The organism is Aeoliella sp. (assembly GCF_965227375.1).
Taxonomy (GTDB): Bacteria; Planctomycetota; Planctomycetia; order Pirellulales; family Lacipirellulaceae; genus Aeoliella.
In genome coordinates this window covers 3,138,189-3,161,088 of the sequence record NZ_CBDDFX010000001.1, presented here as the reverse complement: position 1 = coordinate 3,161,088, position 22,900 = coordinate 3,138,189, and the positions used below count along the sequence as shown (strand labels likewise).

The following is a 22,900-nucleotide window of genomic DNA, read 5'->3' as shown; positions in this document are numbered from 1 at the left end:
TGCTGTTTATTCGAAACAGCGCGTTCTACTCGCCCACACGCAGGCGAGGCAGGCGAACAGTAGCATAGCCAGTGATGGTGGCTCGGGAATCGGCACCGTGCCCACGGTAAGCACTGTATATCCCGCCATGTCGCCGGTGGTGAAGTACTCGAGGGTGTAGTCGTCACCGTAAGTGGCTTCGGTGATGGGTGCCCAGTCGCCCTGTTCGGTGGACCAGTAGCGGATGGTTCCGGTGCCTTGTACGTATTGAAGAAACCGATCGATGGAACTGCCGCCCGGGACGAACAGGGCTAGCCTACCTCCGGTGGACATGTTGACAAAACTGTCGTCGGAGCCCTCCGGATCGAGCATTGCGTCAATGCTTAAGTGCGGCGTACTGACAAGTCCGCCATCTGCGATCGTGAGACCCCCGTGACCGAAGCTGCCTACGACAAGCATGAGACCAATGTCCCAATGAGCGTCTGCGCCGGTCACCGTTACGCTGCCGATCGAGTCGTCGAAGAAGCCGATCGCGGCGTTCCCGCTGTCGACCTCCGCGCCCGCTTCGATGCGGAGTGTTCCGCTGCCTTCACGGCCAACGTAAAGATCTTGTCTGGTAGTCCACATAGAGCCGGCGCCGGTCACGATTGCAGAACCTGAAGAACCCGAGTGGTAACCCAGATAACCATAGTAACTGGAGATCGCCATCCCATCGGCGACGGTTAGACTCCCCTGGTCATAGTACCCCACTCCCAAATCGCTACCGTCTACAGTGACGCTGAGCACTCCGCCGGAGCCAAAAGACAATGACTGGTTTGCTTCATGAGAGCCATCGAACCGCATATCGGCGTCGAGGACCGCGCCCTTGGTCACGGCAATCGTCCCGTCCCCATGCAGGTCGTTCAGTGAACCGTAGAGTGTACCGGCCGTGACGTGTCCCCCATCCTCAACCGTCAGAGTCCCCCTGCCCTCGCGTCCAACGTACAGCTCGGCTGCGTTTTCCCACAGTGAACCGGGCCCGGTAACGATAGCCGAGCCCACGGACCCCGAGTCGTAACCCAGATAGCCGCGGCCGCTGGAGATGGCAATCCCATCGGCCACGGTTAGACTCCCCTGACCTTTGTATCCCGCGCCGAGATCACCGCCATCCACGGTGACGTTAAGGATACCGCCCGAACCGAAGGTAGACGTCTGACTCACACCGCTGCCGGCATCGAACCGCATCTCGGCATCGAGCACCACACCCTTAATGGCGGTGATAGATCCGTCGCCATGCAGGTCGTCCAGTGAAGCGAAAAGCGTACTGGCCGTGACTTGCCCCCCATCCTCCACGGTTAGTGTACCGCTACCCTCAAAGCCAACATAAAGGTGACTGCCATTGTTCCATTGGGAGCCAGGACCGGTCACGGTAACCTCACCTGCCGAGCCGAGTGCGTATCCGATGTAGCCCACCTTGGAATTGCTAACCTGGCCACCCGCTTCTACTCGCAGTAACCCGCTGCCCTCACGTCCGACGCTGAGATCACCGCCATTGGTCCACAGGGAGTCGGCACCAGTGATGGTTGCCGAGCCCGTCGAACCAGAGTGGACGCCGATGGATCCTTCCCAGTTGCCAACCTGCCCTCCGGCTTCCACGCGGAGCGTCCCCATACCCTGAATGCCGATAGAAAGGTCTTCGCTACTGTTCCACTGGGAGCCGCCAGTAATTGTCGCTTCGCCTACCGAGCCTGGACGATCACCCAGATAGCCGTAGCGGCCCGAAAGGACAATCCCGTCCGACACGGTTAGACTCCCCTGACCTTTGTAACCTACACCTAGGTTGCCGGCATCCACGGTAACGCTAAGCGTGCCACCCGATCCAAAACTAGTAACTGCCTGCGTTCCATGGGCAGCGTCGAACTCGAGATCGGCATCGACAACCGCGCCTTGGGTGGCAGTGATCGTACCGTCGCCGTGCAAGTCGTCCAGAGAAGCGTAGAGCGTGCCGGCAGTCACCTTCCCTCCACTCTCTACAGTCAGGCTTCCGCTACCAAAACGGCCGACGTAAAGTTGAGTACTGGTGTTCCACTCGGAACCTTCGCCAGTGACCATCGCTGTACCCGATGAGCCAGCGTCGTAGCCCAGGTTGCTGCTAGAGCTTGCGACTCGCCCCCCCGCTTCGACGTGGAGCGTACCACTACCGCCGTCGCCAACGTCCAGGACATAGTCAATGTTCCACTCCGATCCAGCACCTGAAATGAGTGCCATGCCCGTTGCGCCCGGAGCATGGGCGATCTGGCCATATCCGCTACGAATGACTCCGCCCGATTCGGCGATCAGCGTCCCGTTGCCGTCTCGGCCAACGTTCAACGATATGTCATTATTCCACCGGGAGTCATTCCCGGTTACAGTTACCGTGCCCGACGCGCCGGGTTCTTCTCCGAGGCTCGCAATCAACGACCGGAGAGTGCTACCATCTGCAACCGTAATGGTCCCATCCATCGTTTGGCCGACCTGCCCATAAACGAACCTAGTCCACGTGGCCGGATCTTCCGGATCAACATCCCCTGACCACGTGATAGCTCCGCGCGCAACCGTCGCCAAACTAGACAAAATGAGTAGTAAGAAAGGAACCTGACGAACCATGTCTGTTCCCCGAAGCAGGTACCATCCGCGGATGTGGTGGCAAACCCTCGCAACACCTAGTGCTTTGACAACCTTGTTTTTTGGGATTGCCGACGACGCTAAACTCATCCGCTGGCACAAGCTACTTCGTCGACAATACCAAAATCCTGATCGGACAAAGCACTAGGAGTAGCCGAGATTCGCTGTTTCGGGTGGAGTTTATTGCAGAGACGCCAAATAGTCCTTCTTTCTACCTTTTTAGGGTGTTTCTCTTAGTTGTGCCAGAATCGCACATCTACGAGAACCGACAGGCCCGATGAATCTCAAGTCCTCGGCTGGGGTTGAAAAGAGAAGGAGCTGCCACGACCGCAACTACCAGCCTCACACCAGCATCCGCACGGTGATGCCCCTCTCGGCCATCACGCGTTTGGTTTCTTCGATCGTGTACTCGCCAAAATGAAAAATACTGGCCGCCAGTGCCGCGTCGGCTTTGCCTTCGATAATCGCGTCGGCCAAATGCTCGGGCTTGCCGGCGCCGCCGCTAGCGACCACCGGGATCGAGACCGCCTCGCTCACCGCGCGGGTGATCTCCAGATCGTAGCCGTCCTTGGTGCCGTCGCAGTCCATGCTGGTGAGCACAATCTCGCCAGCGCCAAGTTCCTCGACCCGCTGCGCCCACTCCACCGCTTCGAGGCCGGTGGGGATGCGGCCGCCGTTGATGTGCACCTCCCACCGCTCACGGCCGTCCTCGCCGGTGATGCGTTTGGGATCGATGTTCACTACGGTCGCACAACTGCCAAACCATCGCGAAACCTGGCTCACCAACTCGGGCGTTTTCACCGCGGCCGAATTGATGCTCACCTTCTCCGCCCCGGCGGTGATCAGTGCCTTGGCGTCCTCGAGCGTGCGAATGCCACCGCCGACGGTAAACGGCATGAACACCCGCTCGGCGGTGCGGCGAACCATGTCGAGCGTAATCGCCCGAGCTTCGTGGCTGGCGGTGATGTCAAGAAACACCAACTCGTCGGCCCCCTCCGCCTCGTACCGCGCGGCCACCTCCACTGGATCGCCAGCGTCGCGCAGGTTCACAAAATTGGTGCCCTTGACCACACGGCCTTGGTTCACGTCGAGACAGGGAATAACACGGGCGGCTAACATGCTCCTAGGCTACGCTGCGTGGTTGCGTGCGTCAACGAGGCGAGGCAGACCGACACCTGAAGGATCCAGCCTGGCGGGCACGGACTACAGAAAGTGGTATAAACGGAGGGTGGGCACAATTGACGTAGCTGATCCTCGCGGCTTGATGACCATGCACAGAGACGAAAACGAACAAGGCGAAAGAGACTTTGAAGTCTTCAGTGCAAGCGGCAAGTTGATTGGTTACGGCACTCTTGACGCGGATGGCAATTGCGATGTCTACGAATTGAAACCAAGCGGGGAGGAGTTGAGGGGCACGGTGGTTGGAGAGGTTGTCGAGTTTACGACTGGTGAGATTGCGGGATTAATCAAGTTTTATCACCTCCTCGATCCAGATAAAGACCTACTTGGCAGGTACGACAATGCAAACCTCTTTCTGGATGACGGCACGCCAGCCGGGACTACATCGGGGCACGGAGACTACGCAACTCGCGCGGGAGCGGGGTTGCTATTAATCCACTGCAATTGGTTCAATGCCGATGGTTCACCCAACGACGCTGTTAGATAAGAAAGTCCTCGCAGCAAGGCACTCCTTGGCCGAAATGCTCGGGCAACTTCGATGAAAGGCGCTTGGTTAAATCCGATCTGAGCCAACCCAGACCGAGCAAGGCCCCCAACACCAACCCGCACGCCCGCGGCTCCGGCACCGCGCTCGTACCAGCTTCAATCCCCGCGGCCGACTCTCCAAACCGCTCCTTCCAGATCGCCAGGTCTGCCGCATCCACCGTGCCATCGTTGTTCACGTCGACCGGTGTGAAGGGTACGAGGTCCGTCGCGCCGAGGTGGTTGCGCACGACGGTGTAGTCGGCCAGATTCACTTGGCCATCTGCGTTGGCGTCGCCGGTGGGGATCCATTCCAGCGCGCCGATGTCGGGGCCGGTGCCAATGGGGCGCGCGGCGCCGCGTAGATCGACGTCGGGTGTCCACTCTTGCCAGCCCATGTCGCGGGCCGTTGCGGTCGCGAGCAAGCGATAGTCACCCTCATCGGGCGCGACGAACAACTCGCTGGCCGTGGCAACCTGGGAATGCAAATCCTGCCCGGTATTGGTCTGCCACTCGGCGAGTGTCATCACGCTGCTGGCGTCGTCGGTCGTGAAACGGGAAATCATCACGTTGTAGTCGCTCACCAAGCCACTGAGGCTGTCCGCCGAGGCGTCGATGGCGCCGCGGAAGTTGTGGTCGCTCAGGAAAATGTTGTTCGCCACGGTGGTGTTCGCTGCACCGTTTTGCAGGTTGAGCGCCCAACGCCCGTCGGCGGCCTGGTGTATGGTGTTGCCGACGACCACGTTTCCGGTAGAAGGTTCGGCACCGTCGATCTGGTACAGCGAGATGCCACTGGCGTGGCTGTTGTAGATCAGGTTGTTCTCGATGCGGGAGTTCTTCACCCCGTCGAGGTTGATCCCGCTACCGCCCCCCTGCCCGTTGTCGTAGATCACGTTGCCGCTCACCAAAGCTTCTTCGATCACTCCGTCCAGGCCCGAGAACTGATCGGCGTTAATGTGAATGCCATTGGCATTGTTGCCCCAGATCTCGTTGCCGCGAATGGTGGGGCGGTCGCCGCTGTTGCCAACGTAGATGCCGTGCTCGTCGATCGAGCCACTCGTGCTGTTGTTCTCGATCAGAAGGTCGTTCACAAACCCAGTGAGGATGCCCCACTTGCCGTTGTCGCGACTGGTGACGTTGCGAATGGTGACGAACTCGGCGAACGCCTGCTGCCCACCAGAATAGGGCCCCACCGATCGCACGCCGGCCCGCGGCATGCCGACCACTTCGAAACCGTCGATCACCACGTGCGACGCCCCTTCGAGATTGATGCCGTCGATGGTCACCGGATTAGTGGAGGTGATCACCGCGCCCGATTCGGCAGCAAACTCGATGGGCAATGTGGACGTGCCGCTGGCGGTGAGATGAAAACCCGAGTACTCGCCTGGCCGCACGGTCACACGATCGCCGGCGGACACCGAGTCGGCGGCGTGCTGCAACGTCTGCCAAGGTAGCGCAGCGGTGCCGGGATTACTGTCGCTACCACCCGGCGCGACGACGTACTGCGATGCGGTGGAGGAAGAAACCACCACCAGACAAACCACCAGCGCCGCTATGAATCGATCCATCTCTCTGTTCCTTCGTCGAATGGTGCCCCTTGTGCTTGTGATTCTACCGTAAGTTTGGAGGTGCGGTCCAATGGGGACACTGCATGAGTGTCCCCGTTCGACGTTAGCGGTTATCTTGAGGATTGGAAGCTTGCATCAGATCCATATCCCTTAACCAGGCATCTTCGATATGTGTCACTCCCAGCTACTGCATGGCAATCCGCTTGCAACTCTCATCGTTGCTTTCCTGCTCATCTGTACTCCGTCGAGCGGCAACGGTGCTGAACCACAAGACACCGGAGCGAATAAAGCAGAGACGGACACCGGCTCAAGTTCCCGGGATGATGACACGCCCTCGAAGAAGAAACCAACGCTGGAAGTGTATTCTACTGACATTCGATCTAGAGCAGACGCCCACGCCTTGTCGTTTCGGGCTTATCGCATGGTAATCGAGTATGGAATCTATGATGAAGAAGACCGGGAAAGGTTTTTCGAGGCCACCAGCATGATGGCCCTAGCCCCTACCGTTCCCAATATTCAATGCCTTGCCCACAAGATTGACTACTACAATCCTGTTCGAGCCATGTCGCATTTGGCATGGCGTAAGCAGCAGGGTGGCAAGACTCAGTTCCATTACCCTTGCGTGCAATCACTCTGTCGGATGGGAGAACCGACGGTGTCGACGCTCATCGACCATCTTGTTGCTGTGGACGAGATGACCAACAAGCAGGTGGAGTTGCTGGCGTATTGCCTGCTGGAGATTCGCGACCATGGGATCGATGGCAAAGCGACCGGGCTGCTGGAAGAAGGCGAGAGAGAGCGACTTCTTCAATCGGTGGACGACGCAGCCACCCGGAGCAAGCTTTCCGAAGCGGAGCTAACCCCGCGGCTGGAGTTGGCAAAGTACTTTCTCACCGAAATCGATCTGGGCAACTATGGAAGTCGCACTCCCCGTAAAGCGGTTAAGCCTATTCCGGCGCGAAGTGCGATCTATCCATCGAAGGAACACGCTCAGCAGCTAGAGTGACGAGCAGTCGATGTCAAAAAATCGCGGTTGAATTTGCCCCAGGATGTGATCCAATCGGGGTGCATGGCTTTATGTACAGGCAGGCGAATTGGTGAGTTAGGTAGTCCATCTGCTTGCCCTTCGCGGCGCTGGACAGAATTGCCCATCAAGTCTGCGTCGTCAGATAAATCGGAACGCTCTTCAGTTTTGAAGACTGCTCGAACAAACAATCGCCGTGGTGATTACTTCGCTGGTTCGGCGGAGCGAACCGCGACTATCTGGGTTTTGGGCCAACTCTTGAGTTTTGGTCCAACATGCGGGGAACAACGCGAGGAGTTTTGATCCTTTCGCAATCGATAAACGCTAGAAAACAAGGGTTTTTGAAAGGCAGATAGACCAAAACGTGGAGGGTTTTGGGCCAACGAATCGTTTATCCCCAATCCTGGCCCAAAACCCAGTTGGCCCAAAACTACTTGCAGCGCGGTTCTCCGTTTGGCAATGGTAATTGTTGATCGCCATGCGATGTTGGAGTCCGCTGCGCCGGTTCGTTGGTGCTTCAAAAGAACAAAAGATATCCTTACACTCAAATCCAAGTTGGCAGGCGAGAATGTTTAGAGAGAAAGTAAACAATGCCTCTTTCCGCATTACCCGAATTGACCCTCTCCCACACAGCGATGTCGGTGCTCGAAGAGGCCGAGAAAGCAGGGCGGCTGCATCTGGCAGGTAGTGTGGACGAGTTGGTTGCCCTGGCCACGCCCGACGCGGCGCTGGGGCTGGGCGAAGTTGGCCCCGACGGGCGGTACACCGTGGGCTACGACGTGCCCGGCAGCGGCTTTGTACCCGAAGCGATCGTCTGCCAGACGCGCAACGGCGTGGCAGCCAACTACGTGGAACCCTACATGCGTCGCCGCGACCCGGATTGCATGGTGGTGGGCGACGCCACGCATACCGACAAGCCGACGTTCGAGTCGCGCTTCGGCAAGCCGTTTGGCGATCTTCGCCAAGAGACGATCGACTGGCTGCAAACGCAACCGATCGCAGCGTTCTTCTTCCGCACCGGCCTGCCAGAGAAGCCGCTGAACGCGGTGGCCATCGCGCCGGCGAACGCTGGCTTCTTCGCGCTCGGGCTGGCCATGCTGCAGGGCATCGTACCGCTGGAGGAGATCCGCGCAGCGGGCGCCGACTATCATCACGGCGCGGTGGTCTACGTCGCGCCGCCTTTCCGCCACACCTACTTCGATGGCAAGCAGGTGGTGGTGCACAACCGCCGCTTCGAAGACAAAACAAACTTGCACGAGTTGTTCTCGTACAACTTGTACCCCGGCCCTTCGGCGAAGAAGGGCGTGTATGGCATGCTGCTCACGCTGGGCGAGCGCGCCGAAGACCCGTGGACAACCGCGCACTGCTCGACGGTAGAAGTCGTGACACCGTACGAGAACGCGACCACCATCATGCACGAAGGAGCATCGGGCGGCGGCAAGAGCGAAATGCTCGAGCAAATGCACCGCGAGAGCGACGGCACTTTGCTGCTCGGTCACAACCTGGTGACGGACGACTTGCGCAAGCTGGTGCTCCCGCGCGGTTGCGATCTGCGCCCGGTGACCGACGACATGGCCTTGTGCCACCCCGACCTCGAAGCCCAATACGAGTCGCCCGGCAAGCTGGTGCTCAAGGACGCCGAATCGGCGTGGTTCATTCGCGTGAATCACATCGACAAGTACGGAGTCGATCCTCACCTGGAACAGATCACTGTGAATCCGCCAGGGCCGCTGTTGTTCCTGAACATCGACGCCAAGCCCGACGCGACCGCGTTGATTTGGGAACACACGATGGATGCCCCCGACTCGCCCTGCCCCAACCCGCGGGTGGTGATGCCGCGCGACTACGTGCCGGGCGTGGTCGACCATCCGGTGACGGTCGACATCCGCAGTTTCGGCGTCCGCTGCCCGCCTTGCACGGCCGACCACCCCACCTACGGCATCCTTGGGCTGTTTCACGTGCTACCTGCTTCGCTCGCCTGGCTGTGGCGATTGGTTGCTCCACGTGGCCATGGCAACCCGTCGATCGTCGACCAGGGCGGTATGCAGTCCGAAGGCGTTGGTTCGTTCTGGCCGTTCGCCACCGGGCGTAAGGTCGATCAGGCCAACATCCTGCTCGAGCAGATCATGGAGACGCAAAAGACGCTGTTTGTGCTGATCCCCAATCAGCACATCGGTTGCTGGCAAGTGGGCTTCGCCCCGCAGTGGATTGCCCGCGAGTACCTGGCTCGACGCGGCGCGGCTCCATTCCGCCCAGGCGACCTTGAACCTTCCCGTTGTCCGCTGCTGGGCTACCACAAGCACACGTTGATGGTCGAAGGCCAGACGATCGGCACGTGGTTCCTGGACGTATCGCAACAACCGGAGGTCGGTCCCGAGGCGTACGACCAAGGTGCCAAGATCCTGACCGAGTTCTTCCACGAGCAGTTGCGCCAGTTCTTGGTCGACGACCTGCATGCCGATGGCCGCAAGATCATCGAAGCCTGCCTCGACGGAGCTTCGGTCGACGAGTACGCGGCGCTTACGAGTTGATCAGCACTTGGCGGTTTTGCGCTTTTTGCCCACGCGGCCCATCGACTCGACCTTGGCGATGTACTCGGTGGCCAGCGGCACCTTGCAGTCCGTCTCACCCATGTCGACTTCCACCGTGCCAATCTTCTTGGCGGCAGCCTTGGCTTGCCGTAGTAGCGGTTTCACATATGTACCGACCGAAATTACGAAGCTGTTCATCGCGTAGCGGACACGATCCTTGGCCGAGCCGATCTCCGCTACCGCGCGATCGAGAAGCTCGCGCACTTCGTCGAGATCCAACTCGTCGTCTGGCAGTATTGCCAGTAGCAACGAATACGTGGTCCAGCCGGCCGAAGCGATTAGCGGCTTTTTCGACTTCATCCACTTCAGCGCCAGGTCGCGACCATGGGGACTCTCCGCCGCAACGCCCGCCACTGCGTGATCGGAGAGCATGTACCATGTGGCTGCCTTCACCCAAGCGTCGAGTTGCCGCTTGGTCATCTGCTGCCCTTCGGCCACTATGCCGGCCAGGTACATCGCGTCGGAATTGCCAGTGTCGTAAAGATCAAGCGCAAGCTGCTGATTGCCTTTGATCTTCTTGGCGATCACCTTCATGTCGCCCACCTTCACGCCGTACATCTGGTCGACCGGCGCGCCGTGACGCGAGAAAGTCTTCCGCGTTTGTTCACTGCCCTTGGCTTTCAGGGCTTTCATCACTTCGGTGACGGAATTCATCGGGTTATTCCTCCAGCGAGGGGGGTGGCGTTGCTCCCGGGAATGAAGAGTCGGGGTCATCTTACCCCATTCCTCACCGCCCCGAAACACTTTGCAGGCATCGCTAGCAAAGCCGGAGAAAGGCGTTGTTGCCCCTGGCCAGCTCAACTAGTATCCCGGCCCTGTACCGCCCAAAACCTGCGTCGAACTCTAGGATCAAAACATGACCAGCAAGATGCCGAGTTTGATAGTTTGCGTCGGGATTCTGGCAGCTTCGGTAGCAAGCAGCGAGGAGATCGCGCCTCAACTCCCCTCCGCACCAGCAAGTACTGACTTCACCGCGACACCGGGTCACCTGCTGGTGAGAGTCCGCATGCTCGAAATCAATCGGACCAAGATGCGAAAGCTCGGTGTCGACTTTGCACCAGCCGGCGATCAAGCAGACGGACAGAAGCCGGGTGAGCTGTCGTTCAACAGCGACACCCCGCTTGGGTTGGTCCAAGCTCTAGAGAAGCACAAACTCGCGAGGGAGATCGACCGGGCGGACATCCTGCTTAAGACCAACGGCAAGACGGCAGAGTTCTTCCAAGGTGGCACCATTGAAGTGCCGCAAGGTAATGGGCAAAACAAGAAGGTTCGGTTCGGGACCGAGGTGAAGGTACTGGCCGAACCAGTTGAAGCATCCAACGTGAGGGTACAAATCAACTTCAAGCACAGCAATCTCGACAGCAGCCGCGCAGCACAACTGGTGGGCAACCAGGTAGCAGGCTTTCGAGTCAAGCAAATTGATACCGCGTTTGAGTCGGAAATTGGCAAGACTGTTACGCTTGGCGGTATGCGATCAAAAGACCTTCCGCATGGCGACGAGCTCGAACTGCTGCTGATGGTCACCACCGAGGCAGCGGACGATCTTGCCGCGGCTCCGAAAACTAGCGTGGCTCGCTGAAGTCGCCAAACGACTTATATACAACTTGAATAGAAAAGCAGCTTAGTGCCGCACGACGTTGCAGTCGGGCAAGCTCTCCAGGAACAACCGCCCGTAAGCTTTGGTTGCGAGCCTTGGATCGAGGCACACCACTTTGCCGCTATCGGTCTTGGTGCGAATCAGGCGTCCGAAGCCTTGTTTGAACTTCAAGATCGCCTCGGGCAGTTGATAGTCGCGAAAGGGATTGCCGCCAGCCTCGCGAATCGCGTCGAGCCGAGCCTCCAAAAGTGGGCGGTCGGGCACGGCGAAGGGCAGTTTGGCGATAATCACCAGTTGCAACGCATCGCCCGGTACGTCGACGCCCTGCCAGAAGCTGTCGGTGCCCAGCAACACACTCCGCGGGTTCTGCTTGAACATTTCCACCAGTTGCGACCGCGGCACACCATCGGCTTGCGACAGGAGTCGCAAGTTCTGCGACGCGAGCCACTTCGACAGCCCCGCACCCGCCTTGCGCATGGCGTCGTAGCTGGTGAACAGCACAAACGCATGCCCGTCGAACTCCTGCACGTAGTGTTTGATGCCTTCAATCGACCGCCGGTCAAACTCCTCGCGCTGGGTCGACGGGTCGGGCATCGAAGAATGCGTGACCAGCGTTGCTTGCTCCTTGTAGTCGAACGGGCTGCCGAGCCGCAGGGCTTCGCACTGCGTGAGACCGACGCGGGACTGAAAGAATTCGAACCCCGCGCGGTCGCTCCCGGCGGCGAGCGTGGCGCTGGTCATCACCACGGTCGGCACCTGGTCGAACAAGTGCTCGCGCAACGCACTGCCCACTTCCAGCGGCGCGGCAACCAGCGACATTCGCGGCCGCCCGCGACTGCCTTCGTAGCGGTCCATCCAGTACACGGTGTTGCCGGCCGTTTGCATCCGCCATGCTTCGATCTCGAACGCCAGCGAAATCAACCGATCGTGAGCCGAAGCAAAGTCCTGTCGGTCCGACTCTTCCTCCAACCGGTTGCCCGCGCTCTTCACCTGCCGCGCGAGGGTCTGTAGCTCCTCCGATAATTGGCCCGAGGCCAAACCGGCGGTGGTGACGCGGCCGTTCTTCGGTCCTTCGCTCACCGACCAATGCCACAAGTCGCCAAAGAACTCATCGGAGTACAGTCGGCATCGCTCCACTTGCTGAGCAATCTTGTCGAAGCCGTGATGCAGCAACAGGCCTTTCTGGGTACGGTCGTTGTACAATTTGGACAGGGTGTAGTCGATCTGCCCGTTCGTGACCCGAATGCCCAGGTGGTCGCCCGCCACGGCTTCGACCGTGTGGGCTTCGTCGAGCACCAGGATGTCGTAGTCCGGCAGGATGCTCACGCCGTTGCGGCGGAGCGCCAAGTCGCTGAACAACAATGCGTGGTTCACCACCAGCACCTGGGCGTGCTGCACACGGCGTCGGGCGCGGTAGTAGAAGCACTTCTTATACATCGCACAGCGGCGACCCATGCAGTTGCCGCTGTCGCTAGCCACCTCCTGCCATACGCTCGACATCGGCTTGTGCGCCAAGTCGGCCAGCGAGCCGTCGTGCGTCTCGCCCGCCCAACTGTCGATCTCGCGTAGTTGCGCGAACTCTTCGTCCTGATTGAATAGACTGTTGGCCCGCTTCATCGCCGCGCCTAGGCGGCGCAAGCTCAGATAGTTGCCCCGCCCTTTGACCAGCACCGACGAGAAGTCGCGCGGGATCACGCTGTTCAACAGCGGCAGGTCCTTCGCAATCAACTGTTCCTGCAGGCTGATCGTGTGCGTCGAGATCACCACGCGTTTGCCATCGGACTCGTCCTTTGAGTCCCCAGGCGGAGCCTCGGTGGCCGCCAAAATCGCTGGCACCAGGTAGGCGAAACTCTTGCCCACGCCGGTTCCTGCTTCGACCACCAGATGATTCTTGTCCGCAACAGCCCGCTCGACCGCCTCGGCCATCTGAAGCTGCTGCGGGCGGTCTTCGTAGTTCGACAGCCGCCGCGCAATGCTGCCATCGGGTCCGAGAATGTCTGCCGTGGTGAGGTCCATCGCCCTATCGTAGCGTTACCCGTGGCGCATCGACCAGACGGCCAGTCTACCGCGGCTTGAGCGAAATCACCCCTTCTTCGGGGCTGGAGGCCGTAGCGTACAGGCGTTTCGGAATGCGGCCGGAGAGGTAGCTCAGGCGGCCGGCAACCAGGGCATGCCGCATGGCTTCGGCCATGGTGAGCGGATCGGCCGCGTGGGCGATGGCCGTATTCAACAGCACTCCATCGACACCCAGTTCCATGGCGGCCGCTACGTCGCTCGCCGCGCCGACGCCCGCGTCGACGATCACCGGGTAGTCGGGATCGTCTTCCTTCAAGTACTCCAGGCAGATGCGGATATTGTTGGGATTCAGAATTCCCTGCCCCGATCCAATCGGGCTGCCAGCCGGCATGACGCTCGCCGCGCCGGCGTTCTTCAATCGTCGGGCGACCACAGGGTCGTCGCTGGTGTAGCACAACACCTCGAAACCTTCCGACACGAGTTGCTCGGTCGCCTTAACGGTTTCCACCGGGTCGGGCAGCAGCGTGCGCGTGTCGGCCAGCACTTCGAGCTTCACCCAATTGGCGCCGGGATTCTCCAGCCCGCTCAGGATCTCCCGTCCCAGTCGCGCGACGCGCACTGCGTCCTCAGCCGCGAAGCAGCCGGCTGTGTTGGGCAGCAGTGTGTAACGCGACGTGTCGATAGCGTCGAGCAGGTTCCGCCCTTCGGCGTCGATCAGTCGCTCGCGCCGCACCGCCACGGTGATGCAATCGGCGCCGGACCGCTCCAGCGCGTCGCCCATCTGCTCATAGGTGGCGTACTTGCCGGTGCCGACGATAAGCCGACTGGAGAGCGAGTGCGAGCCGACTTTCAGGGGAGTGTCAACGAAGGAATCGAGAGTAGTACTCAAGGTTCAGCGTAAGGAGTTGGAGGTTGGGCGTAATTCGCGAAGATTCGCGTGAGTTTGTGCTAGCCGCCACCGACTAGGGTGACGATCTCGAGGTGATCGCCGGAGGCAAGCGTCTGTTCGGCGTGTCGAGCGCGGGGCACCAGCTCGCCATTGAGTTCCACAGCCACGTGTTTGGCAGTGACACCCAATTCGTCCAGCAGCCCGGCGATGGTCCGCTCGCCCGAGAGGCTGCGTGACTCGCCGTTGACACTAAGTTGCAGTTCGTCCATGGACGCCTCGTATCAGTCTCGAACAACCGTCGTGCGGAACTGCTGGATGTCGAGTGCCTGGAACACACCCTCTTGCGACTTACCAGCGGCCTGCATCGACGAGTTCCATGGCATCACATAGGCAGCGATCTGCCCACTCTGAGCATCGGCCACATACACAATGCTACTAGCAGGCTGGAACCCAGCCCGCCCACGAGGCATGTTCGCCAAGCCGGTGACCATCAGGTACTTCGCATTGCGGCCAGCAGAGGGAAAGTCCTGTGAAATGTTGTAAGTGAAGCGAGCGTTGAACTTTCCTGTCTTTGGGTTAATCACCGCGCCGACCAGATCGCCCGTGAGGTAATCCAAGAAATAGAGACCCTCTACCGCATTATCCACCATGCCCGTAGCGATCGAGAAACTCTCGTATCCTTGAGTTGCCGAAGCATGCAGTGGAGCGTTAGGCCACAACCCCTGGACGTTGAGGCCCACGACCAGCCCCAAAGCCAAGCCCATGACCAGAAATCCCGACCGCCCGGTAGCTAGATAGCTTGCATATTTCATATTGGTTCTCCTTCGGCAACGGCTTGAGCAGTTGGCCGCGCGCACCGCGGCCCTACAGCCTAATCGTACCGTGGACGTAGATTATTCGCCACTGCCAGAAACTGGCCAAAAAAGGAGCCGCCGACGCCTCGTCAGTCGTCGTGACCGGCGCCGCCGAAGCGGAAAACCAGGTAAGCCAGCGTCGCCACCGCCTGCAGCGTGCCCGCCACGTAGGTCCAGGCGGCCGAGTTCAGCACGCCGTCGACGTACTTCATTTCCTGGCTGTTGACGATGCGGTGCTCGACCAGCTGACGCTTCGCCCGACGGCTGGCATCAAACTCCACCGGCAGGTTCACCAATTGAAAGAACACCACGCCAGCAAACAGGGCCATGCCGGCCAGGCAGAGCAAGCCGCCCAGCCCTCCGGCCCCCGATGCTTGGGACAGTATCAGCCCGAGGAACAGAATGCCCATACCGAAGCTGCCGCCAAACTGCGCGGCAGGCACCGCCAAGTTGCGAATCACCAGCGGCGCGTAGTGCTCGGCATCCTGAATGGCGTGCCCGGCTTCGTGAGCGGCGATTCCCACAGCCGCCAGCGACGGCTGATTGTAAACGCCCTCGCTGAGCCGCAGCACTTTGTGGCTGGGGTCGTAATGGTCGGTCATGTGACCGCGGATCGGCTCGATGGGAATGTCGTGCAGCCCGGCCGAGTCCAACAGGAGCCGCGCCGCTCCCCGCCCGGTAAGCTGAGCCCTCACGCGCGACGCTGCCGCATACCCTGAGCGCACCCGCCCTTGCGCCCACATCGCCAGCAGCATCGGTGGGGCGAGGAACAGAAAGTACAGCGGATCGAAAGGTAGTAACATCGTTCTGCAGCAGGCAAGCCAGGTTTCCAAGGTGACTGCCCACGGACACAGGGGCAATCATTCGCTTCTAGTTTACGCGACTACTCGGGATTTGGTTCGTCGGCCGGCGGATCTTCGGTTGCCGATTCGGAAGCTGGTGGCGATGTCTGCTCCGGCGGAGGCGATGGTTCCGCAGATGGCTCTTGAACGGGCCGTTCCGATGCCGGCATCGGCTGCTGGCTATCGGGCTTTGGACGTTGCTTGCCACGAGTTTCGGTCGCCCTTCTCAGGGCATTGGCACGCTGCAGCTCGTACTGCGCGGTGATCGCTTTGTAGATGGCGAGCAGCGGCTCCGTGTACTTACCCAGGATCGGCAACTGATGCTCGCCATCGGTCAGCACGTAGTTCCTCGCCACGACGACTTCCGCCTCTAGTACACCAGTTCCAACACGACCGACCTTCTCTAGTTCTCCATCGCGATTCCTGATGTTCACGCCCCGCAACTGGTTTGCCTGCACGAAACCTTCTTCGGCGTCGGCCCTTATCATGAGCCCAACTGCCAAGTCCTGATTCACACTCAGATGGTCCGCTGCGACTACGGGAGCGGACAGCTTTTGACGAGCGGCCAGACGATCTACCTGGAGTTCGCTGATTCTCATAAAGTCGCGCTTCGTCCGTGCAAGCTCAGGATACTTCTCCGCGCCGAGAACGAAAACTGGCTGCCCGTCCTTATCAACTACACATAGCGCTTCGCACTTCACGAGTTGGCTTTGCGTGGTCTTGATGATTTTGTCCCGCAGTGCCGCGCCGAGTGCGAGAAACAGCAGCGGGTAGACGATCCAGCGTTCGCGTTCAGTCATCGGAAGGCGTCGGGGGTTGAAGGTCAGGGACCATGATCGTGGAAGATTCTATTTCGACTGCTGGAAATAGAGGCGGCCAAACTGGGGGTCGGCGCCCTTCTCGAATAGAGTAAATCCGGCGTCGGCATCATCACCTTGAAAATCGATGACGAAGCGTCGCTTCTCCGGGGTCTTGGGTTTGCCGTCGGCTTTTCCATTCGGCTGCTTCAGGCTGATTTCGATCTCAGCGCCGCGCGGGGGCAACGTTTGCACGACGCGCCAGGAACCCTCCAGCGGCGGGCCGCCCTGGGCGATGCTCATCTTCACATCGCGGCTGTTTTTAAAGCGAAGCGTGATGCTCACGTTGTGCTGTTCGAGGTCGGTCTTGCCGCGGGTAGCGGCCCCCTCCTCGTCCACCGGCAAGGTGTCCTCCTCGCCCCCTTTGTCAGCCGACTTGGCCTTGAGCTGGGCACTTCGCTCCGCCGCCGCGGCCGCCGTATCCGGTTTGCCGACCCAATCGCCCAGCAGCCGATCGCCAATTGATTGGCGGCAACCGGCGATCGAAAGTAACAACAAACAGCAAATAGCCGCGTAGCGGGAATGGTTCACAACAGCACCAGGCTCAAGGAAGAAACGGCGACAGGGTCTCCATTCTAGTTGCGCGGCGGGGGTCCGGGTAGAGAAGTCGGGGGACGGACGTGCGGCGACTGCGGACTAATACGCTGGCACGCGGGTTCCCTCAGCATCCACAAAGTACGGTAACCAGGCGAGCGAGAGGTCGCGGACGTCGATGTCGCTCTTACGTGGTTTCACGGCCACTTCTTCCAGTTCCAGCTGGTCGGGATCGTACTCAGCACGCAATTCTCGCAACGTCTCGTTCTGCTCTTGTTCCAGTTCGTCGAGCGCCTCGACCGCCGCGTCGAGCTTCGCCTTGGCCCGCTGGGCCTGGCCACGTTCGGTGGCGGCCCGCCGCGCCGAGGCGGCGCTGGACGACCGTCGACGAGTGGTCTTGCCACCCGAGATGATTGCCAGAATCATGTCGACGATGTTCCAGATGAACGCACCGACGCGTTCCCAGAACTGCATGTTCTGCTCGTCGTAGTAGCTCTGTGCCTTGGCAACTCGCTCCTCGGCGGTGTCGATTTTTTTCTTGTAGCGCGCTTCGACTTTGTCGATTTCGGCGTCGCGCGCCTCGCGGGCTTTCATCCGCAATCGCCCGCGGAAGTCGCCTTCGCTCTCGTCCACTTCCGAGTAGATATCAAGCGTCGGAGCATGCCACCGTCGCAGCGTCTGCGTGCGATAGAGTTGGTCTTCCAGATCGTTCGCCAGCGATTTGTACGTTCGCTTTTGAGCAAGCTCCGAGGGCAAGTCGCTGAACGTGGCGCCCTGTTCGGGCTCGTCGGAAAAGTGTGGCACTTGATGTAGCTGTAACGCTTGCTCCCACACGTCGGCGTTGAGTCGATCGCCAACTGCCGCCAGCGGATACAAATTCTGCCACTGATCGATGTCCTGCGACGCCTGCACGAAGTGCAGCCGGGCGCTGGCGGTGAGGCCCGCTTGGTACACCAGGGTGTGGCCTTCGGTTAGCATTCCTTCGACCGCGACGAACTTCTCCTCGATGTCGCCTGGCACGACGGGGCGAGCGGACTTGGTTGGCGCAGAGGTGTCCTGCCCTGCTGCCGGTTTGGCCGGCATGAACTTCTCACGCACGGGGTCCATCAACCTCTTGATGGCGTTGCGGGTCAGTGGCCCGCCCAGGTAGCTCATCGCCCAGCGCGTGTGGAACACGGTCGGCGCGTCGTCGTGCACGTTGTTCATCAGGAACACGCGACTGCCGAGCGCGGCGAGCTTGGCCTCCATCGCCTGTTTGTTGAACTTCGCACCGGCGTCGGCTGAGGCGCCTTCGAGTCCCTCGATCACGCGGGCCTTGTCGCGCTCGGTTTGCAATCGGCCGAGGAACCAGGTGCCGCAGTTCGAGAGGCCTTTGTAGTCGAGGTCCACTGGATTCTGCGTCGCCAGCACGCACCCCAAGCCAAACGCGCGGGCTTGCTTCAGCAGCGTGAGCATCGGACGCTTGCTGGGGGGCTCGCCGATCGGCGGGAAGTAGCCGAATACTTCGTCCATGTACAACAGCGCTCTGAGGCTGCTGGTGCCGGGCTGGGTGCGCATCCACGCGAGGAGTTCGTTGAGCAGGATGGTGACAAAGAACATCCGCTCGCTGTCGTTCAGGTGGGCGATCGACAGGATGGAAAGCCGCGGTTTGCCTTCGGCGTTGTATAGCAGGTCCTTGATCGACAGCGGCGCGCCCTGCATCCATCCGGCAAACGATGGCGACGCCAGCAGGTTGTTAAGCTTCATCGCCAAATCCGTGCGATCGGCGGCCGAGTAAAACGTCTCGAGATCCATGATGCCGACACGATCGAACGGCGGCTTCTGAATGCTGCGAATCAACTCGGCGACACTCAGGTCGTGGCCTTCCTGCCAGGCGGCGTTGAGAATGTTCGACAGGAAGATGTGCTCGCGGCTCTGCACGGGATCGGCATCGATGCCCAACAGCGCCAGCACGCCGGAGGCCGCCGACTGGATGCGCTCGCGCATCGCGTCGACATCGTCCAGCAACTCCCTGGGCGGCGCGGCGAACGACTTGAGTACCGTGATTGGGATGCCGGCCGTCGAACCGGGCGTGTAGATCACGCGCTCGACCGAGTCGCAGTACGACTGAATGCGGTCAGGCCCCTGGTCCCACTTGGCGAGTCCCGACTTCCACAACTCGGCGGTGCTGGCGGCGTACTCGTCGGGCGATTGTCCTTTGCGTTCGGCTTCGCTCTCGTCGATCCAGGGACGGAAGTCGGACGACTCGAGCTTCGGAAAGGCCAGCAGCAAGTTGCCCAGGTCGCCCTTGGGGTCGATAGCGATGGCTGGCACCCCATCGAGCGCGGCTTCTTCCAGCAGCGATAAGCACAAACCGGTCTTGCCGCTTCCGGTCATACCGACGCAGACCGCGTGGGTAGTTAGGTCCTTGCTCTTGTACAGAAGCGGCCGATCCGACGTTTCGCCGCTCTCCAAATCGTGCTTACGGCCCAAGTAGAACGAACCAGGCTTTTCGATGTCGGACATGGAGCTGGCGCGGTGAGGCTCGGAAGACAAGTCTAGACGGGCGCAGGCTTCATCGGCCCGCGGTCAAACAATGCCCTAACATATCCGAATTGGTCGCGGCACGACAAGTTCAGGCCGCCGCTACAATCATTAACCGCGCGACCGTCGCACCAGCCCGACCGCCAGAAGCGACGCCACGGCCAGCGGCACAACGGTCGCAGGTTCGGGAACTTGCGAGCGGATCCCAGAGATCGAATCAGCCAGCGAAGCATTCGAGACGTTCGCATTCTGCAGCGCCTGGTGCAGGATGAATGCATCATTGAGATCGCTCACTCCGTCGAGGTTCAAATCGCCCTTGAGCCACGCCTCCTCCGGGGAGTCGCCAGCACAGAGCGCCAACCGGCGACAAACGCCGCGATGTCGTCGGTGGCAGGATTGCCCGAGCCGGCCGTGATTTGCCCATCCAAGTTCACGTCGCCCATTAGCGGCACAATGGCCTCGATCAGATAGGACCTGCTCGATTCGTGCTCGAGCCACCAGCCTCTCCCCTCCAGGTCGGGCAGGATAACTTCGTCGAACGAACCGGAGACACCCGCAGCAGCGGACACAAGTCGATACAGCTGCGTCGAGTCGGGCAAGTAGCCATCGAACTCGACCGTTGCCAATCCGCTTAGTGTTGCCGCGCCCGAAATCGAAAGCGACGTGTACTCGTCACTCATAGCGGGTCCACCGATGACGAACGTGATACTGCCAGTGGATTGTTGCACAAAGCTCTCCGCGTTGATCCCGCCGATCAAATCGCCAGGCAGGATGGTGCCGTGGTTGTCCAGGTTGCCCAGCGCGGCTCCCGCTTCCATGGTCAGCGATGCTCCCTCGCTATTTTCTAAGGTTCCAGCGCCAACGACACTCGCCCCCGCGCGGAACGTCGAGCTGCCGGCGAGCGCCAGCCGGTCGTTGGAACTGGCGACTGATAGCTGTCCGGTAGACTTAAACTCAACGTCCACCGCGAGCGCTGCCGCTTCACGCACCTGCAGCGTGCCGATGACCTGCATCGGTGCGCCTTGCACCGGCGTTGGCAACGGCAAACTGGCATCGGGGCCGCCCATCACGCTCAATGTGCCCGACATGACCCAAGGGGCGTTGTCGGTAGTGTTCACCTGCAAGGTGATGCCGGAAGAACCCAAGTTCAGCGTGCCGGAGCCCCAGTTTACGGGGCAATTTAGTTCGACGACCACTGGCGCGCCCGTCGACGTGATGTCAGTCGTGGCGGTGAAGGCAATCGCTCCGTCGACCTGCAGCTTGGACGAAGCTGCCATGGTAACGTCGACGTTGCCAAACGAGGTGGCGCCAGCCAGCACCAGTGTATCGGACGCGCCGATAGTGATGGTGCCGCCCGTGGCAGTGAGCGGCGCTTCGATCGCCGCAAACGAATCGCCCGAGTCGTCGGCATCGAGCGTGCCGCCGGTAAAGGTGATCGTGCCTCCGGTGAATTTGGCCGCGGCCTCAATCGTAGCACCGCCGCGGAGGTCCAGTAATCCGGCGTTGTTTGTCCACGGCTCGGTGATATGGATACGATACCCAGCGCCCACTTCCATGGTACCGCCGAACGAGTCGGTCAGGCTGCCGGATTCGAACACGATGTCGCCTTCGTTGGCACGCACGAATCCGTCGCCACCCGTCCCGTCGAGGTCCCACACTTCCGCTGCGCCGGTCGCCTGGAAGGTCATGGACGAGGGCAGTCCGTCGGTCAGGTCGGTATCGATCAATCCGTCGTTCACCAACAGCGTGTCCACCTGAATCACTGCCGCCCCTTGCAGATACGACTCGAGGCCGCCGTCGGGCCCGATCTCCAGCGTGCCGACATCCAGTAGTCCACCGCCCACGCGGATCAGCGCATCCGCGTCGATGGTGACTTCTTCCACTTCCATTTCGCCGCCGTTGCCCACGTAGATTCGCGAGCTGGCGCCTGCGACGGTGATTGTGTCGCGGATGTCGAGCAGTCCGGCAGTCATGTGCACTTGGCCAGCATTGCTGATATCTAGGGTGTCGGCTTCCAACTCTCCTCCATCGCCGATGAAGATGCGGGAGCCGCTATCGGCAAGGGTCACCGCGTCGCTCACGTCGAGCTTGAAAGAGCTGGTATCGACGTCGCTTCCTTCGGAAACGTACAGGTTTGCCGCCGCACCATTGGCCGAGAGCCGCGCGGTTAGGTTGACCCCTGCGCCGCGCGCGGCGCGGACGTAGGCGTCGTCGCCGCTTTCCGGGGCTTCGGTGCCCGTCCAGTTGCTGACGTTGTTCCAATCGGTGCCGCCGCCGTTGGAGTAAAACTCCCTACGCGGCGCATCGATGCTCGAGTAGTGATGCCCGGCAGCCATGGCGAACAAGTCGGTATGGCTCGGCAACCGCCGCCGGTTCGACGGAATCGACGGCGTCATCAGGGCGAACGTATTCTCCAGGTGCGCAATGTTGTCGTTGTCGTCGCCACTGTCGTTGGCCGTCTCGACTGCTAGAGCGCCGCCGCCCGTCCAACTGGTGCTGAAGTCGTACTCGTCGTCGTTCTCACCACCGAAGATGCCAAGCGCCACCAAATCGGTTTCGTGCTGCGTGCCGTAATTGCTGCTCGACATGCCAAGCGCGTGCCCCACTTCGTGCAGCACCACCGACAGCAAATCCCACTTACCCGACGCGTCGGTGCCGCTGATGGCCGAGCCGGTGTAGCCCACCTCGAAAGTGTCGGCAGTGTTGGAGTCGAAGTCGTTGTACCAGTCGCTACGCTGGTCGGCAGTGATATCCCTCCACAGCGTCTGCTGCATGTTGAACTCGGAGTTGTCCTCCGGTGTGGGGTCGAGAAACCAATTGAAGTCGGGCTCGATGCGAACGCGGCCACTGTTCTCCCGATAGTTGCTGCTACCGCTGGTGATCGAGTTTTGGCTTTGTAGCGTATGGCTGCCAATCGAGTCGTCGAGTTCATCGTAGTAGAACTCGATGTTCAGGGTGTGATTGTCCTGAAACACGCCTTGATAGAACGACTCGGCGTAGGCAAACAAGGCGGTCAGCTTGGAACCGTCTGGATCGTAAGCAGGCGCATCCGACGCCCCACTGTTGAAAGTCATCACCAGGTTCAGCGCGCCGGCGCGCTGGGACGTGGACCACAAGAATACAAGTGCCACCGCCAGCGTCCATGGCGACGCCCAGACCGCCCGTTTCATTAGATGCTCCGCCTCGCTCTACGTCCGATTGAAGTCCCGGTGCCTACAGAAAACACCTCGATCGGAGGCGGGGCACAGAACAAGGCTGTATTATAATGACGCGATTTCAGGT

At 60.4% G+C, this 22,900-nt stretch carries 18 protein-coding genes; 4 read left to right on the top strand and 14 right to left on the bottom strand.

Going from position 1 to position 22,900, the window contains the following annotated elements:
- Positions 1–6: 6 nt before the first annotated feature.
- Both ACQK2L_RS12760 and hisF read right to left on the bottom strand, forming a co-directional pair.
- Positions 7–2,460: a hypothetical protein gene (locus ACQK2L_RS12760; protein ID WP_425397359.1), complete on the bottom strand. Its 2,454-nt coding sequence runs from the start codon at positions 2,458–2,460 to the stop codon at positions 7–9.
- A gap of 504 nt (positions 2,461–2,964) precedes the next feature.
- Positions 2,965–3,741 carry an imidazole glycerol phosphate synthase subunit HisF gene (hisF, locus tag ACQK2L_RS12755; protein ID WP_425397358.1) on the bottom strand — a complete coding sequence of 259 codons (777 nt, stop codon included), beginning with the start codon at positions 3,739–3,741 and terminating at the stop codon, positions 2,965–2,967.
- Positions 3,742–3,892: 151 nt separating this feature from the next.
- On the opposite strand from hisF, the gene ACQK2L_RS12750 reads away from it, so the two are divergent.
- Positions 3,893–4,288: a hypothetical protein gene (locus ACQK2L_RS12750; protein WP_425397357.1), complete on the top strand. Its 396-nt coding sequence runs from the start codon at positions 3,893–3,895 to the stop codon at positions 4,286–4,288.
- Here ACQK2L_RS12750 and ACQK2L_RS12745 read toward each other — a convergent pair.
- Positions 4,281–5,891 (bottom strand): right-handed parallel beta-helix repeat-containing protein, encoded by a 1,611-nt coding sequence (locus ACQK2L_RS12745; RefSeq protein WP_425397356.1) that lies wholly within the window; start codon positions 5,889–5,891, stop codon positions 4,281–4,283. The two genes, ACQK2L_RS12750 and ACQK2L_RS12745, sit on opposite strands and share 8 nt — an antisense overlap.
- 169 nt (positions 5,892–6,060) lie before the next feature.
- Here ACQK2L_RS12745 and ACQK2L_RS12740 point away from each other — a divergent pair, with 169 nt between their 5' ends.
- Positions 6,061–6,897 (top strand): hypothetical protein, encoded by an 837-nt coding sequence (locus tag ACQK2L_RS12740; protein WP_425397355.1) that lies wholly within the window; start codon positions 6,061–6,063, stop codon positions 6,895–6,897.
- Positions 6,898–7,505: 608 nt separating this feature from the next.
- A complete protein-coding gene (locus tag ACQK2L_RS12735; protein WP_425397354.1) occupies positions 7,506–9,446 on the top strand; it encodes a DUF4914 family protein in 1,941 nt (646 codons plus the stop codon).
- On the opposite strand, the gene ACQK2L_RS12730 is transcribed toward ACQK2L_RS12735, so the two are convergent.
- Positions 9,447–10,160: a DNA alkylation repair protein gene (locus tag ACQK2L_RS12730; protein WP_425397353.1), complete on the bottom strand. Its 714-nt coding sequence runs from the start codon at positions 10,158–10,160 to the stop codon at positions 9,447–9,449. It abuts the gene before it with no gap.
- A 202-nt stretch (positions 10,161–10,362) separates the two neighbouring features.
- On the opposite strand from ACQK2L_RS12730, the gene ACQK2L_RS12725 reads away from it, so the two are divergent.
- Positions 10,363–11,085 carry a hypothetical protein gene (locus tag ACQK2L_RS12725; protein ID WP_425397352.1) on the top strand — a complete coding sequence of 241 codons (723 nt, stop codon included), beginning with the start codon at positions 10,363–10,365 and terminating at the stop codon, positions 11,083–11,085.
- 42 nt (positions 11,086–11,127) lie between these two features.
- Here the strand turns inward: ACQK2L_RS12725 and ACQK2L_RS12720 are convergent, their stop codons facing one another.
- The 10 genes from ACQK2L_RS12720 to ACQK2L_RS12675 form a co-directional block, all read right to left on the bottom strand.
- Positions 11,128–13,119 carry an ATP-dependent DNA helicase gene (locus ACQK2L_RS12720; protein WP_425397351.1) on the bottom strand — a complete coding sequence of 664 codons (1,992 nt, stop codon included), beginning with the start codon at positions 13,117–13,119 and terminating at the stop codon, positions 11,128–11,130.
- Positions 13,120–13,165: 46 nt separating this feature from the next.
- Entirely contained in the window at positions 13,166–14,008 is an 843-nt protein-coding gene (locus ACQK2L_RS12715) for a thiazole synthase (RefSeq protein ID WP_425397350.1), read from the bottom strand.
- A gap of 59 nt (positions 14,009–14,067) precedes the next feature.
- Positions 14,068–14,277 carry a sulfur carrier protein ThiS gene (thiS, locus tag ACQK2L_RS12710; RefSeq protein ID WP_425397349.1) on the bottom strand — a complete coding sequence of 70 codons (210 nt, stop codon included), beginning with the start codon at positions 14,275–14,277 and terminating at the stop codon, positions 14,068–14,070.
- A 12-nt stretch (positions 14,278–14,289) separates the two neighbouring features.
- The gene (locus ACQK2L_RS12705) at positions 14,290–14,820 is read right to left on the bottom strand and encodes a hypothetical protein (RefSeq protein WP_425397348.1); all 531 of its coding nucleotides are present in this window, start codon (positions 14,818–14,820) and stop codon (positions 14,290–14,292) included.
- Positions 14,821–14,951: 131 nt separating this feature from the next.
- The gene (locus ACQK2L_RS12700; RefSeq protein ID WP_425397347.1) at positions 14,952–15,665 is read right to left on the bottom strand and encodes a zinc metallopeptidase; all 714 of its coding nucleotides are present in this window, start codon (positions 15,663–15,665) and stop codon (positions 14,952–14,954) included.
- Positions 15,666–15,745: 80 nt separating this feature from the next.
- On the bottom strand, positions 15,746–16,504 hold the full coding sequence (locus ACQK2L_RS12695; protein WP_425397346.1) for a hypothetical protein: 759 nt from the start codon (positions 16,502–16,504) through the stop codon (positions 15,746–15,748).
- Between the two features lie 48 nt (positions 16,505–16,552).
- Entirely contained in the window at positions 16,553–17,092 is a 540-nt protein-coding gene (locus ACQK2L_RS12690) for a hypothetical protein (protein ID WP_425397345.1), read from the bottom strand.
- 105 nt (positions 17,093–17,197) lie between these two features.
- Entirely contained in the window at positions 17,198–19,600 is a 2,403-nt protein-coding gene (locus ACQK2L_RS12685; RefSeq protein WP_425397344.1) for an ATP-binding protein, read from the bottom strand.
- Between the two features lie 129 nt (positions 19,601–19,729).
- Positions 19,730–19,912, bottom strand: a complete 183-nt coding sequence (locus ACQK2L_RS12680; protein ID WP_425397343.1) for a PEP-CTERM sorting domain-containing protein — start codon at positions 19,910–19,912, stop codon at positions 19,730–19,732.
- 11 nt (positions 19,913–19,923) lie between these two features.
- Positions 19,924–22,788, bottom strand: coding sequence for a hypothetical protein (locus ACQK2L_RS12675; protein WP_425397342.1), 2,865 nt, complete (start codon positions 22,786–22,788; stop codon positions 19,924–19,926).
- Positions 22,789–22,900: the final 112 nt, after the last annotated feature.

Bases quoted from the DNA above. Each gene is read 5' to 3' on its own strand.
- ACQK2L_RS12730 (WP_425397353.1), bottom strand. From the start codon at position 10,160: ATGAATTCCGTCACCGAAGTGATGAAAGCCCTGAAAGCCAAGGGCAGT.
- ACQK2L_RS12735 (WP_425397354.1), top strand. From the start codon at position 7,506: ATGCCTCTTTCCGCATTACCCGAATTGACCCTCTCCCACACAGCGATG.
- ACQK2L_RS12685 (WP_425397344.1), bottom strand. From the start codon at position 19,600: ATGTCCGACATCGAAAAGCCTGGTTCGTTCTACTTGGGCCGTAAGCAC.
- thiS (WP_425397349.1), bottom strand. From the start codon at position 14,277: ATGGACGAACTGCAACTTAGTGTCAACGGCGAGTCACGCAGCCTCTCG.
- ACQK2L_RS12720 (WP_425397351.1), bottom strand. From the start codon at position 13,119: ATGGACCTCACCACGGCAGACATTCTCGGACCCGATGGCAGCATTGCG.
- ACQK2L_RS12750 (WP_425397357.1), top strand. From the start codon at position 3,893: ATGCACAGAGACGAAAACGAACAAGGCGAAAGAGACTTTGAAGTCTTC.
- ACQK2L_RS12740 (WP_425397355.1), top strand. From the start codon at position 6,061: ATGTGTCACTCCCAGCTACTGCATGGCAATCCGCTTGCAACTCTCATC.
- hisF (WP_425397358.1), bottom strand. From the start codon at position 3,741: ATGTTAGCCGCCCGTGTTATTCCCTGTCTCGACGTGAACCAAGGCCGT.
- ACQK2L_RS12675 (WP_425397342.1), bottom strand. From the start codon at position 22,788: ATGAAACGGGCGGTCTGGGCGTCGCCATGGACGCTGGCGGTGGCACTT.
- ACQK2L_RS12760 (WP_425397359.1), bottom strand. From the start codon at position 2,460: ATGGATGGGACCATTACGGTTGCAGATGGTAGCACTCTCCGGTCGTTG.
- ACQK2L_RS12745 (WP_425397356.1), bottom strand. From the start codon at position 5,891: ATGGATCGATTCATAGCGGCGCTGGTGGTTTGTCTGGTGGTGGTTTCT.
- ACQK2L_RS12695 (WP_425397346.1), bottom strand. From the start codon at position 16,504: ATGACTGAACGCGAACGCTGGATCGTCTACCCGCTGCTGTTTCTCGCA.
- ACQK2L_RS12725 (WP_425397352.1), top strand. From the start codon at position 10,363: ATGACCAGCAAGATGCCGAGTTTGATAGTTTGCGTCGGGATTCTGGCA.
- ACQK2L_RS12705 (WP_425397348.1), bottom strand. From the start codon at position 14,820: ATGAAATATGCAAGCTATCTAGCTACCGGGCGGTCGGGATTTCTGGTC.
- ACQK2L_RS12700 (WP_425397347.1), bottom strand. From the start codon at position 15,665: ATGTTACTACCTTTCGATCCGCTGTACTTTCTGTTCCTCGCCCCACCG.